The sequence below is a fragment of the Streptomyces sp. 2-1 genome (genome assembly GCF_048564895.1).
Taxonomy (GTDB): domain Bacteria; phylum Actinomycetota; class Actinomycetes; order Streptomycetales; family Streptomycetaceae; genus Streptomyces; species Streptomyces phaeochromogenes.
Window position 1 is genome coordinate 295,202 of sequence record NZ_CP183383.1, and the last position, 13,054, is coordinate 308,255.

The window sequence follows — 13,054 nt, forward strand, 5'->3', positions numbered from 1 at the left end:
CATGCGGCAGCCGTCGGTGTATGACGGCCTCTCAGGGCCTGAGAACGATCTTTCCGTTCGTGTGCCGGCGTTCCAGTTCGAGGAAGGCGTCGCGGACTTCGTCGAGCGGGTAGACGCGGGCGACGGGGATTTCCAGCTCACCGTCGGCGATCAGCGAGGCAAGTTCCCGCAGCACCTCGGCCCTTGCCGCCGCCGCGCTGCCCTCTGCCTTGGTGCCATGCTTCGCCGCGCCCGGGAAGTCGATGATCGTGTTGATCCGTTCACCAGGTACGCCGAGTTCCAGCGCCAGTTCGATGTAGGGAGCGCCGAAAGTGTCGATGAAGGCGTCGATCGTGCCGTCGACCGCGGCGCGGATGCGCTCGTCGACGCCCTCTCCGTAGGTCAGCGGGATCGCTCCGTGCCGGGTGAGCCATGCGTGGTGGGGCTCGCTCGCCAGTCCGATGACGGTGGCCCCGGCGTGCCGCGCGAGTTGGACGACGAGAGAACCCACCCCGCCGGCGGCCCCGGAGACGACGACGGTCTCGCCACGCTCGACCTTGACGGCGTGTACCGCCGCGTACGCCGTGGTGCCGGCGACGAAGAGCGCGCCTGCCTGCTCCCACGGGACGCCCGCCGGTCGGGGGCTGAGGTGGTCCTCCTCCACGATCACGTACTCGGCGTGGCTGGCCCGGTTGTCGGTGAAGGCGATCACCTCGTCACCGACGGCGAATCCGGTGACTCCCGCGCCGAGTTCCTCGACGGTCCCGGCGAGGTCGCTGCCCTGGCCAGACGGGAACGTCGCCGGAAACATGTCGTGGAAGAACCCCTGCCGGATCACGGCCTCGCCCGGATTGATCCCGGCGGCCACCACCTTGACGAGTACCTGGCGTTCACCGGGCTCGGGCCGTTCCACGTCGACCACGTTCAGTACGTCGATGTCCCCGTACTCCGCGAATCGCACTGCTTTCGGCATCGTGGCTCCTCTGATCGCACCGCGGGTGAAGAGAAAGCGGGACTACGTGCGGGCTGTCGGTCGTTCACAGCCCCAGAAGACGGTCGGCATTACCGTGCGCGATGCGTGCCAGGTCGGCCGGCGCGTACGGCGCGGAACGCAGGAACCCCACCGCCTCGGCGCTCGACTCGAACGGGTAGTCGATGGAGAACAGCACCCGGTCGACACCGACGGCATGAACGGCTCCCAGCAGCGCGGCATGCGACATGACTCCGCTGGTGGTCACGTACACGTTCTTCCGCAAGTAGTACGAGGGCAGGTGATCCACCCTCTGCTCAACAGGCACTTGGGGGTAGCGGCTGTCGAGCCGGGCCATCTGGAACGGCAGCAGCTCGCCCATGTGCCCCAACGTCACCGAGGCGCGCGGGAACTCGTCGAACACGCCGCCGTAAATCAGCCGGAGCGCATGGGCACCCACCGTCGCGGTCCAACCCCAGGACGGCCCGACCAGCACGGGATAGCCGTCGAAGACGCGCCAGTTGTCGGCCGGGATGACAGCCGGATGCAGATACAGCGTCACGCCGAGGCGCTCCAGTTCGGCCCATACCGGCCTGAACCGCGGTTCGTCCAGGTAGTGCCCCCGGACGTGGTCGTTGTACAGCACGCCCTTGAGCCCGAGTTCCTTCACCGCCCGGCGCAGCTCCACGACCGCGGCCTTGGGGTCCTGCAGCGGAAGGACCGCGAAGCCCGCGAACCGTTTCGGGTGTGCGGCGACCACCTTGGCCAGATGGTCGTTGACCCGCCGCGCGACAGCCACCGCCTCCGCCGGGTCCTCGATCACTTCCAGACCCGGCGTGGAGTACGAGAGGACCTGAACATCGACGCCGTTGGCGTCCATGTCCGCCAGGCGCAGTTCGGTCAGATCGTCCAGGCGCCGGAACCACTCCTGCTTGATCGCCTCCGGCACGTCCATGCGCTGGCGGATCGCTGCCTCCTGCCTGATGGCTCCAGGAATGGAGAACGCCTCTTCCACGGCCACGATGCGCATCTTCTTCTCCTTCTTGGCGTTCCGATCGTCCTTCGAGCCGCCGACCGCCGTGGCGGCACGGCCGCCGGGCGCCGCCTCGGCGGCGAGAGCGGGTTGACCCGCGGCCAGACCGCCGACCACGGCGGCTCCTCCGGCAGCGGCGGTCGCGGCGATGAATCTTCGCCGGGTGGCCGTAGTCGGGGGCTCGGCGGGCGGAGTCACGGCTTGGACGGGACGTTCGTTGGACATGTCCGCTCTCCCTCATTGGTGGCGCGGTGATTGTCGGGACGTGCCGATCGCTGTCGCGCTCCGCGAAGGTGCGCGTCGTTTCCCCCGGAGCGGTCCGATGGCCCGCCGAGCCGGTCAATGACCGGTCGTGACGCGGTGGATGCCGGACCGGGCTCCGCCCGAACCGTTCGTCTCCGCCCGTCAGTTGGCGAGCTGGTCAGTCAGTCTTCTCGGCGCTCTCGGCCAGGATCCTGTTGCGCACGCCGGCGAGGGCTCCCGCCATCGCGCCCGCGGGCCTGCCGAAGGTGGTGGCCGAGAACTGGGCGGGGCCGGTCTTGGCGGTGAAGGAGTGCGGGTAGGCGAACTCCCGGAGTCCTTCCTCGCCCTGCTTGCGCCCGTAACCGCTGTCGCCGCGACCGCCGAAGGGCACCGCGGGGTTGATGGAGAAGACCAGGGCGTCGTTGATGCTGGTCATTCCGACGCGGAGCCGACGGGCGATGTCCTCTCCGCGGTCGCGGCTGAAGACGGCGCTGCCCAGTCCGTAGCGGCCGCCGTTGACGTGGGCGATGGCCTCCTCGGTATCGGTGACCTTGACGACGGCGAGCGTGGGCCCGAACGTCTCCTCGGTCACCGCCAGCGCGTCGGGGCTCACGCCGACGAGGACGGTGGGGGTGACATAGCGCTCCCCCACCGCGTCGAGGCCGCCGACAGTGGCTGTCGCGCCGCGGTCGAGAGCGTCCCGGATGTGCTCCCGGATGATCGGGATCTGGGTGGGCAGGGGAACAGGGCCGATCTCCGCGGCGTCGTCGCTGCCGGCGCGTACCTGCTTGGCAAGGTCGCTGATCTTCTCGACGAACGCGTCGTGCACCGACTCGACGACGTAGGCCACTTCGAGGCTGATGCAGCCGTGTCCGGTGTTCTGCATGGCGCCCCAGACGATGTGCCTGGCCGCTTCGTCCAGGTCGGCGTCCTCGGCCACGATGACACCGTCCTTTCCGCCGAGTTCCAGCAGAACGGGGGTCAGGGTCTGCGCGCACTGGGCGGCCACGGTCTTGCCGGTGGCGACGCTGCCGGTGAACGCGAGCTTGTTCAGGCCGGACTCGATGAGTGCTTGGCCCGTGGCCCCGAACCCGTTGAGGCACTGGAGGACGTCCGGGAAGTCGGGGACCGCGCGCTGCCAGGTCCGGACGAGCCACTCCCCGATGCCGGGCGTGATCTGGCTGGGCTTGAGGATGGCGGCGTTTCCGGCCGCGATCGCCTCGATGAGGATGGCGCCCGGCGTGAGCAGGGGGAAGTTCCACGGGCCGATGACACCGACGACGCCGTAGGGCTGGTATTCGACCCACGCGCGCTGGTTGGGCACGGTGGGACTGTCCGGGACGTCCCGACGCCCCAGCACGCGCTCGGCGTTCTCGACGGCGTACTGCACGTGCTCCAGAATCCCGAGCACCTCCACACGGGCTTCGTCCAGAGGCTTGCCGTTCTCGGCGTGGATGAGAGCGACTCCCTCCTCGCCGCTGATGGCCATCTCCCGCCGCCACGCGCGCAGTTGCTCGGCACGGCCCTCGAATCCCAGGTCCCACCAGGGCCCGGCGGCCGAGCGGGCGGCAGCGACGGCCGCGGCCGCCTCCTTCTTGCCGGCCACGGGGTACCGGGCGAACTCCGCCCCGGTGGCCTGATCGACGGTGACCACCTCGCTCCCGTCCTGTCCGATGACTCCGTCACGCGTGATCGTTGGAGTGTTGTTGGTCACGGGTCTCTCCCACTTTCTTACGACCGCCTGCGCCCGAGCAGCACCCCGAGGGTGATGGGCAGATGACGGACGCTGTGTTCGGCGCGATGAAGGGCCGCCGTGTGACAGCGGGCGCGCGCCGACGTGAATGACTTGTGCGATGGCCCGAGGGCCTTGGCAAGTACTAGATTATCAACCCACTGACTAGTGTCAAGCGTTTGATAACCAGTAAGACACTTGACATTCAGTCGGTCAGGTCGAGAGCAACACGGACGATGCTGTGGCGCGCCCGGCCGGGAAGACCTGATCCAGTACCCAGGACTCGGCCTGCTCGTGGCCCTGCCTCGCCCGCACCGCCCGGTACAGGAGATCGGGGCTGGTGACACACACCACCTCCGCCGGGACCCCGACCCGCGCCAGACGATCAGGGGCCGCCAGCGCCACCGCGTCCATCGCGGCGATGGTGACCTTGGCGCCGTCGGTGCGCAGCAGGGGATACTCCCCCGCGACGACCTGGCGTCGACGACGCTCCCGTGCGGCAGGGGCATCGGGCACCGCGGCCGACGTCTGATTGATCGGCCGCGTCGACAGCCGTACGTACGCGGAGCTGCCGTACGTACGCGGAGCTGCCGTCCGGCCTGCCGAGCCGTGCCATGCCGGCGAGCAGCCCGATCGGCGTCGAGAGCGAACGCCGGTTCACAGGTGACGCAGCCGGGCCGCTCCAGGCCGATGGCCGGGGCCTCGATCGACTGGTGCGCACCGCCTTCCGGCACCAGCGAGACCCCGGAAGGCGTACCGACCAGAAGGGACCGTCCGCCGGCGTAGATACCGAACGGCCAAGGCTCCAGGGCGCGTTCCACACCTTGAGTCCCGAGGAGTTCACGCGGACGCGGTTCGCGTGGTGGGTGATCGCCGATGACAGCCGGAGCACCCTGCTTTCCACCTCGCGCAGAACGCCGAAGTCGTCCTGGGTGTCGGGCGGCGCGGTTGCTGGGCTGCTCATGACTGACCAACTCCTGCGGTCAGCGGCGGCTTCGGAGAGGCCAGCTGACCATCAGCGTGTGAGCGGTTCACGCAGCCGCTCTTGAACTGGAGCCAAGTTAGTTATGAGGTATTGATCCAGTCAACACTCAGGACAAGGGCGGGAAATCTGCCGTTCCCCTCTCATGAATTAGAGCCAAGAGTTGAGTAGTCTCGCCGGGCAGGCAGGAAGCGATCACCTGCCCACCGGCCATGGCTGCCCTAAGCGCGCGGAGCCGCGTAGCGAGCCGCGAGTGCCGGCTGGTTGCCGCCCGAGACGAAAGCGGCCTCCGCGGCGAGCAGGGCATCCAGGGCGGCGTCCTGACCCTCCAGACCGGGGGCGCAGACGGTCTCCCCCAGGCGCAGCCCGGTCAGGCTGGCCGACGCCACATCCTCGGGCGTCATCGCCCAGGGGATGTTGTGACCGGCGCCACTGTTCCACTCCGTTGCCACCACGCCGGGGCACAGCACCTGGACGCGGAGCGGGGTGTCGGCGAGTTCGCTGGCGAGGGTGCGGGTGAAACCCAAGGTGGCGGCCTTCGCGGCGACGTACAGGGTGCGCCGGGGCGCTCGCGCATCCGTGAAACCCGCACTGAAGGCGAGAAGCGAGGCGACGGTGACGATGGCGCCTTCGCCTGCCGCGAGCATCCCGGGAAGTGCGGCGTGCACCAGCCGCACGGGCGCGACGGCGTTGAGGGTGAGCAGGCGGTCGATGTCGGCCGACTCGACGTCGGTGAGCGGGGCGTAGCCGCCGGCGCCGGCGTTGCTGATCAGCGTGCGTACATCCCCGGCGGCCAGGCGGTCGGTGACAGCGGTGATCCCGTCGTGGGTCATGAGGTCGGCGGGCAGCACCTCGACGGCTGCCCCATGGGTGCGGAGTTCCTCGGCGAGGTCGGCGAGCCGGTCGGCGCGTCGCGCCACCAGGACGAGGTCGTGGTCGTCGGCCAGGAGCCGGGCGTACGCGGCGCCGATGCCGGAGGAGGCGCCAGTGATCAAAGCGATGGTACGAGTCATAGAGTCAGTGTTATTCAAACACTGGAGCACTGTCAAACGCTTGATGGTCGTGAAGTGTCATATCCTTCTCCGGTGATACGAAACAATGAGGAGCTCGTCGAGCCCAACGCTCTTGACCGGGTGACCTGGGCGTTGCGCCGCGCGGAACTGGCTGTACAGGCACTCAAGGAGCAGCGGCTGCGCCCGCTGGGCCTGGCGGCCTCGCACTACACCCTCCTGATGTCGGTGCACTCCGACCCTGGCCTGACCGGTGCAGAACTGGCCCGTCGCCTCAACGTCACCCCGCAGGCCGTCGCCTCACTGGTGGCGCGGCTGGAGAGCCGCGGGCAGCTGGAGAGACGCGAGCACCCGCGCCACCGGCATGTGCAGGAGCTGCACCTCACCGATGCCGGGCGCGAGGTCCTGCGCGCGGCCGACAAAGTGATCGCCGGCATCGAGCTGCAGATCACCGGCGGTCTCGGCCCGCAGGAGAGCGCCCAACTGCGAGGGCTGCTCGACCGGGTGGCCGAGACGGTTCGCGAGGACTGAGCCGCGGCAGGCACTCAAGAAGGACCAATGGTCAGGTCGTTGGCTGTGATCAGGCGTTTGACATATGCCCAGGTGTCGTATTCTCGCGGCGTGAGACACGATGATGACCGGCTGATCGCTGCCGACGCACTGGACCGGGTGACCTGGGCGATGCGGCGGGCGGAGTGGGCTGCCCAGGCCTGGAAGGACCAGCGGCTGCGACCGCTGGGGCTCGCGGCCGCGCAGTACACCCTGTTGATCAACATCCATTCCGATCCCGGTCTGACCGGCGCGGAACTGGCCCGCCGCCTGAACGTCACCCCGCAGGCAGTGGCCTCCCAGGTGGCCCGCCTGGAAGAACGTGGCCACCTGGAACGCCGACCGCACCCGCGCCACCGCCACGTGCAGGAGCTGCACCTCACCGACGCCGGCCGCGAGGTCCTGCGTGATGCCGATGCCGTGATCGTGGAGATCGAACAGCAGATCGCCGAGAAGCTCGGTCCCGAGAAGACCTCGCAGCTGAGGGCACTCCTCGATGAGGTGGCTGACGCGGTCCGGGCGCCTTGACCGGTCCCCTTCCGGAGGGGAAGCGGGCCCGTGCCCGGCTGCACCGAGCGCGCCGATCACCGCCCGTGCTGTTCCGCGCTTCCAGCGGCGTGTTCCGCCCCTGACCGAAGGAGAACCGGTGGGCGCCCCCACACTCGATTCCCTCGACCTCCAGATCATGCAAGCGCTGCAGCTCGACGGGCGCGCCCCGTTCAGCCGTATCGCCGCCGTCCTCGGTGTCTCCGACCAGACCGTCGCCCGGCGGTACCGACGGCTGCGCAGCACCGTCAACGTGCGGGTGCTCGGCATGACGGACGAGAACCGCCTCGGCCGCCAGAGCTGGCTCGTACGCATGCACTGCACCCCGGATGTGGCGGAACAGCTCGCGGACGCACTCGCCAAGCGCCCGGACACGCTCTACGTGAATCTCATCTCCGGTGGCACCGAGGTCGTCTGCGGCATGAAACCACGCAGCCGGAAAGAGCGGGACGAGCTGCTCTTCGACCGGCTCCAGCGCACCCGGCAGATCGTCACGGTGACCGCCCACTGCCTGCTGCACTCCTTCTACGGCGGCCCACTCGGCCGGCTGAACAAGTCCAACGCGCTCACCCCCGACCAGGAAGCCGCTCTGCGACTGCCGCCTCCGGTGTCGCCGGATGCACCCGTCACTCTGGACGCGGCCGACAAGGCGCTCCTCGCGACGGTCCGCCGCGACGGCCGGGCCACCCTCACCGACCTGCAGAAGGCCACCGACCAGTCGGAGTCCGCGGTCAAACGGCGCCTCGAAACCCTGCTCTCCACCGGCGTGCTGTACTTCGACGTGCAGTACGACCACGGGCCTCTCGGGCAGGACGTCGGCGCCATGCTCTGGCTCACCGTGGCACCCCACGCGCTCGCCGAGGTCGGCCGCAGCCTCGCCGCACACCCTGAGGTGCACTTCGCGTCCGCCACCACGGGCCAGGCCAACATCGTCGCCACGGTCCACTTCCGGAGCCCCGACGACCTGTACACCTACCTGAGCGAGAAGATCGGTGCCCTCAGCGGCATCCAAGCGGTGGAGTCGGCGCTCATCCTGCGCCAGATCAAGCAACTCACCTACGAACCGAACCGCTGACCCCGGCACGCGATCGCGCAGAGGTCGGCGTGTCGTGGTCCGGGACCCGCGGGAGTACGGGTCCCGGACCACGCGCGGGCGCCTTCCCGTCCCCACGGACGCGCCCCATACCGGTACCGGCCGCTCCATGCCCTCGCTGCGACCCGGTCCGGTACGTTCTGCGGCCCTGCCTCTCGGAAGGGCCCGCTGGTCAGGCGGCCGACTCAGCTCTGCGGATGAGTCAGTTCCAGGTCGAGCTCACGTCCCGGCCCGTCCACGACTATCGGCGCGGCAACCGGCGGATAGCCGCCTGCGATCACCGAGTAGTCGCCCGCGTCCAGGTCGGCGAAGGCATAGCCACCGTCGGCCCCGGTGGTCGCCGTGCCGATCACGTTGCCCGCCTTGTCCACGAGCGTGACCCGCGCGTCGGTCAGCGGCCGGCGATCGGCGCCCGCCAGCACGGTGCCACGAAGTACCGCCCCCGGCCACAACGCCACGTCCAGACGGGCGAGTCGAGGGCCGAACACCCGCACCGGGAGAGCGGCGGGCCGGAATCCCGCCGCGTTCACGATCACCGTGACATCGCCCTGCGGCAGCTCTCCGAACGCGAACGCACCTGCCGCGTCGGTCGTTTCGGCGGCCAGTGCCTCTCCCCGCGCGTCCGTCACCGCCACCGTCGCACCCTGCACGGGCGCCCCGTCCCCGGCAGTGACCACCGTGCCGGCCAACCCGCTGCTCGCGGGCAGCAGGACATCGTGCGACAGCGGCTCCTCCCCCACCACCACACTGGACGCCTGCGGTTGGTGGCCCTGGGCCGACGCGATCAGCACGTACGATCCCGCGCTCGGTGCGTCCAGACGGTAGCCCCCTCCGGGATGTGCCACGGCCCGGCCCAGCTGTCGCCCGCCCAGTGAGATCAGCGTCAGCGTGGCTCCCTCGACGGCGTCCCCTCCCGTCTCGAGCACCCGGCCGTACAGGGCAGGACCCCGTACATCGTCAGAGACGAACGTGTCGCCACCGTTTGCGGAACCGACCGCGCCCGGCCGCTTCCCGGGCTCGCCCGGCCGCCCCCGAGCATGGGCACCGACCAGCACCGGCTCCGGCACGAACTCGGACTCGACGGAAGGCCCGGCGTCCTCGGGTGCCGCATGATCCGCAGAGCTGGCAACAGGTGTCATGGTGTGCTGTGGAGTCCGCAGCAGTACCGCGCCGACGAGTGCGGCGACCAGGGCCAGACATGCGGCCACGATCAGGCACAGGTAGAGGCCGTCAAGGAAGGCCTCACCCAACGCGCCCATGGCCCGGCCGGTGTCCTGGCCGAGGTTCACCCGGGCCGCCGCTCCCAGACCTCCCGCGTCCACGGCGTCGGTGATCCGGTGGGCCATCGGCCCGGTGAGGCCGACGTCGCGCAGGTGGCCGGGTAGGGTGTCGGCGCTCTTCGTCGTCAGCAGGGTACCCAGCACGGCCGGGCCGAGCACGCCGCCGACCTGCCGGAAAGCGTTGTTGCCCGCCGCCGCCATACCGGCCAGGTGGTGCGGCACCGCCGCGACCGCCGTCGCGGTCATCGGGGTGATCACCAGGCCCAGACCGAGACCGAGAAGGGCCAGCCGCCAGGCCAGCGGGCCGAAGCCGGTCCCGGCATCGATCGCGGTCAGGGAGAACAGCGACCCCGCGGTGATCAGCAGGCCGGTCGTGATCATGAATCGGGGCGGGATCCGGTGCATGAGGCGGCCCGCCAGTGCTCCCACGACCAGGGACATCACGCTGACGACCAGCAGCCGGTAGCCCGCATGCAGGGTGTCGAGGCGCTGCACCATGCCGAGGTAGAGACTGAGGACGAAGAAGAAACCGATCAGCCCCAGGAAGGTGATCATGGCGATCAGGGCCGTAGCGCTGAAGGCCGCGCTACGGAAGAGCGACAGGTCGAGCATCGGGCCGGCGCTGCGCAGCTCGACCAGGACGAAGGCGATGGCGCCGACCACGGCCAGTGACAGGGCCGCGATCACCCGACCCTCGGTGAACGACGCGGCACCGCCCTCGATGACGCCGTAGACCAGCGCGCTGATCGTCACCGCCGCGGTGATCTGGCCGGGCCAGTCCAGCCGACGCTCACCGGGCGCGCGGGAGTCCTTCACCAGGGGCGCCGCGACCGCCAGGGTGATGGCCGCCACCGGTATGGCCGGCAGGAAGATCCAGCGCCAGGTGGTGTGGTCGAGAATCACACCGGCGATCAAGGGGCCGACAGCCAGCGCGGCCATGAGAGACGCCGCCCAGAGCCCGACGAACGTGCCACGTTTGCGCGGGTCGGGAACGGCATGACTGATCAGCGCCAGCGTCGACGGCAGCAACGCGGCCGCGCCCAGACCGGCGCACGCCTGACCGACCCACAGAACCTCGATCGACTGCGCCGACAGTGCGATCACGGCTCCCGCGCCTGCCAGCGCGAGGCCTGTCAGGTACACCTTCTTGCGGCCGTGTACGTCTCCGAAGACCCCGGCGGTCAGGATGAAAGCGGCCATGGGGAGCTGGAACGCGGACGAGACCCAGGTCAGTTGGGAGGTCGACGCGTGCAACGCGCTCTGGATGGTGGGCAGGCTCACCGAGACGGTGGTCACCGGCAGATAGGCGACGAACATCCCGAGACAGGCCATGACCAGTGTGGCCACCTGCCGTTCTCGTGGCTCGTTCACCGATGGCGCGACGTTCACAAAACTCTCCCTTGTGGCGCGGCGGGGCCGCACTCTGCTGACACGTCGACACCTTCCGGCCACTCCTGCCTCCCGAGCCAGCCACAGCCGCCAGAACCCGGAAAACCGACATCCGGAGCGGCCTTGCGAGGGATTTCCGACGAGCCGACGGCTTTGGAACGCAGCGCGGGCAAGCGTTCGCCCTGGCTCCGGCCCTTCCAGGAATTTCGATCACAGTGGCCGACGACGAGCGTCACTCCTAGGTCGCTGCTGCCGACAGCCGCGTACCGCGGTCGTGGTACAGGCAGTGACCGCCGTAGGGCGACGCAAAGACGGACCCCGTTGAACGAGCCTTGAGGCCTGTAGCAACCCGGAGGTGGATTGTGATCGAGGTGAACAACCTCAGTAAGAGGTACGGGGACAAGCTCGCGGTCGACGCGCTGAGCTTCACCGTGCGCCCTGGTGTGGTGACCGGATTTCTCGGGCCCAATGGGGCGGGCAAGTCGACGACGATGCGGATGGTCATGGGGCTGGACCGGCCGTCGTCCGGAACCGTCCGCGTCAACGGCCGCCCCTACGAGCAGCACAAGGCCCCGCTGCAGGAGATCGGGGCACTGCTGGAGGCGAAGGCGATCCACCCTGGACGCTCGGCGTACAACCACCTGCTCGCGCTGGCCGCGAGCAACGGCATCGGCAAGCAGCGGGTGCTGGAAGTGATCGACATGGTCGGCCTGACGGAGGTGGCCCGCAAGCGGGCGGGCGGCTTCTCGCTGGGTATGGGGCAGCGGCTGGGCATCGCCTCGGCCCTGCTCGGCGACCCGCACATCGTCATGCTGGACGAGCCGGTGAACGGCCTCGACCCCGAAGGCGTGCTGTGGATCCGCAACCTCCTCAAAGACCTCGCGGACCAGGGACGGACCGTCTTCGTCTCCTCCCACCTGATGACCGAGATGGCGTTGATCGCCGAGGACCTCATCGTGATCGGGCGCGGCCGGCTGCTGTCCGCGGGCCCGCTCGCCGACTTCATCGCCCAGTCCGCCGGCCGGAGCGTGCGGGTGCAGTCACCGCAGGCCGCGTCCCTGCGTGACCTTCTGCTGGGGGACGGCGTCTCGGTCAGCAGCAGCCGGCCCGGCGTGCTGGACGTCCAGGGGCTGGAGGCCTCCGAGATCGGTGAACGTGCCGCAGCCGCCGGGCTGGTGCTGCACGAGTTGTTCGTTCAGGAGGCGTCGCTGGAGGAGGCGTTCATGGAGCTGACCCGCGACTCCGTCGAATACCACGCCACCACCGCCGAGTTCGCCACCGCCGGAAGGACGAACCGATGAGCACCGCCGCCCTCGACACCCAGGACGCACAGGACTCACGGAAGACGACCGAGACCGCCGGTCGGCACGCGGGCGGTCAGCAGGTCACCTTTCCACGGGTCGTCCACATGGAATGGATCAAGCTGCGGTCGCTGCGCTCGACTCTCTACACGCTGGCTATCACCGTGGCCCTGGTCATCGGCTTCGGGCTGTTGTTCAGCAGTGTGGTCGGTTCGGGAGACGGCCCGGGAGAGGATGATTTCGGTGACCCGACGTCGATCAGCCTGGGCGGGGTGATGCTCGCCGCGCTGGCCGTCGCGGTGCTCGGGGTGCTGATGAGCGCCGGCGAATACGCCACCGGATCCATCCGCGCCACGCTGGCCGCGGTCCCCTCACGCCTGCCGGTGCTGTGGGGCAAGGTGACCGTCTTCGCCGTGGTGAGCTTCGCGCTCATGCTCGTCGCGGTCCTGGGGGCCTTCCTGGCCGGTCAGTCGGTCATGTCCTCCCGGGGTCTGGACACCACCTCGCTCTCCGATCCAGGCGTGTTCCGAGCGCTGATCGGCGCGGCGGTCTACCTCACCGGTGCCGGGCTGATCGGACTGGCGGTCGGCGTCCTGCTCCGCAACACCGCCGGAGCGATCACCCTCGTGGTGGGCGCACTGTTCGTGGTGCCCGGCCTGATCCAGCTGCTGCCGAGCAGCTGGAACGACGCCATCGGCCCGTATCTGCCGTCGAACGCGGCGAACGCGGTCATGACGGTGAGGACGGCCAGTGACTCGCTGTCACCCGGTTCCGGGCTGATGGTGTTCGCCGGCTACATCGTCGTGCTCCTGGCCGGCGCGGCCGTACTGTTCAAGCGACGCGACGCGTGATCCCGGTTGTCGCGGTCACGCCGTCGACCCGCGCGTACGTCTTCAGGCGTGAGGACAGGCGGCCGCATCTGTCCAAAACCGAGGATCTGTACTGAG

11 protein-coding genes are annotated in these 13,054 nt (G+C 69.3%); 5 read left to right on the forward strand and 6 right to left on the reverse strand.

From position 1 onward, the window contains the following. Positions 1-31 precede the first annotated feature (31 nt). The 5 genes from ACN20J_RS01430 to ACN20J_RS01450 form a co-directional block, all read right to left on the reverse strand. On the reverse strand, positions 32-952 hold the full coding sequence (locus ACN20J_RS01430) for an NADP-dependent oxidoreductase (protein WP_419664915.1): 921 nt from the start codon (positions 950-952) through the stop codon (positions 32-34). Positions 953-1,016: 64 nt separating this feature from the next. Next, on the reverse strand, positions 1,017-2,207 hold the full coding sequence (locus tag ACN20J_RS01435; protein WP_419664916.1) for an amidohydrolase family protein: 1,191 nt from the start codon (positions 2,205-2,207) through the stop codon (positions 1,017-1,019). Between the two features lie 196 nt (positions 2,208-2,403). After that, complete coding sequence (locus tag ACN20J_RS01440; RefSeq protein ID WP_419664917.1) at positions 2,404-3,939, reverse strand: aldehyde dehydrogenase family protein; 1,536 nt, start codon at positions 3,937-3,939, stop codon at positions 2,404-2,406. Positions 3,940-4,170: 231 nt separating this feature from the next. Next, positions 4,171-4,473 carry a hypothetical protein gene (locus ACN20J_RS01445; protein ID WP_419664918.1) on the reverse strand — a complete coding sequence of 101 codons (303 nt, stop codon included), beginning with the start codon at positions 4,471-4,473 and terminating at the stop codon, positions 4,171-4,173. 687 nt (positions 4,474-5,160) lie between these two features. Continuing rightward, positions 5,161-5,952 (reverse strand): SDR family NAD(P)-dependent oxidoreductase, encoded by a 792-nt coding sequence (locus ACN20J_RS01450; protein ID WP_419664919.1) that lies wholly within the window; start codon positions 5,950-5,952, stop codon positions 5,161-5,163. Positions 5,953-6,024: 72 nt separating this feature from the next. On the opposite strand from ACN20J_RS01450, the gene ACN20J_RS01455 reads away from it, so the two are divergent. The 3 genes from ACN20J_RS01455 (at position 6,025) to ACN20J_RS01465 (ending at position 8,119) form a co-directional block, all read left to right on the forward strand. Next, on the forward strand, positions 6,025-6,480 hold the full coding sequence (locus ACN20J_RS01455) for a MarR family winged helix-turn-helix transcriptional regulator (RefSeq protein ID WP_055612980.1): 456 nt from the start codon (positions 6,025-6,027) through the stop codon (positions 6,478-6,480). Between the two features lie 90 nt (positions 6,481-6,570). Then, positions 6,571-7,026, forward strand: coding sequence for a MarR family winged helix-turn-helix transcriptional regulator (locus ACN20J_RS01460; RefSeq protein ID WP_213089973.1), 456 nt, complete (start codon positions 6,571-6,573; stop codon positions 7,024-7,026). Positions 7,027-7,144: 118 nt separating this feature from the next. Next, on the forward strand, positions 7,145-8,119 hold the full coding sequence (locus ACN20J_RS01465; protein ID WP_259334209.1) for an Lrp/AsnC family transcriptional regulator: 975 nt from the start codon (positions 7,145-7,147) through the stop codon (positions 8,117-8,119). A 203-nt stretch (positions 8,120-8,322) separates the two neighbouring features. On the opposite strand, the gene ACN20J_RS01470 is transcribed toward ACN20J_RS01465, so the two are convergent. Further along, the gene (locus ACN20J_RS01470) at positions 8,323-10,749 is read right to left on the reverse strand and encodes a DHA2 family efflux MFS transporter permease subunit (protein WP_419668810.1); all 2,427 of its coding nucleotides are present in this window, start codon (positions 10,747-10,749) and stop codon (positions 8,323-8,325) included. 419 nt (positions 10,750-11,168) lie between these two features. Here ACN20J_RS01470 and ACN20J_RS01475 point away from each other — a divergent pair, with 419 nt between their 5' ends. Next, positions 11,169-12,107, forward strand: a complete 939-nt coding sequence (locus ACN20J_RS01475) for an ABC transporter ATP-binding protein (protein ID WP_361922239.1) — start codon at positions 11,169-11,171, stop codon at positions 12,105-12,107. Then, entirely contained in the window at positions 12,104-12,958 is an 855-nt protein-coding gene (locus tag ACN20J_RS01480) for an ABC transporter permease subunit (protein ID WP_419664920.1), read from the forward strand. Before ACN20J_RS01475 ends, ACN20J_RS01480 begins: the two co-directional genes overlap by 4 nt. The last annotated feature ends 96 nt before the right edge of the window (positions 12,959-13,054 follow it).

Bases quoted from the DNA above. Each gene is read 5' to 3' on its own strand.
- ACN20J_RS01430 (WP_419664915.1), bottom strand. From the start codon at position 952: ATGCCGAAAGCAGTGCGATTCGCGGAGTACGGGGACATCGACGTACTG.
- ACN20J_RS01435 (WP_419664916.1), bottom strand. From the start codon at position 2,207: ATGTCCAACGAACGTCCCGTCCAAGCCGTGACTCCGCCCGCCGAGCCC.
- ACN20J_RS01450 (WP_419664919.1), bottom strand. From the start codon at position 5,952: ATGACTCGTACCATCGCTTTGATCACTGGCGCCTCCTCCGGCATCGGC.
- ACN20J_RS01470 (WP_419668810.1), bottom strand. From the start codon at position 10,749: ATGGCCTGTCTCGGGATGTTCGTCGCCTATCTGCCGGTGACCACCGTC.
- ACN20J_RS01480 (WP_419664920.1), top strand. From the start codon at position 12,104: ATGAGCACCGCCGCCCTCGACACCCAGGACGCACAGGACTCACGGAAG.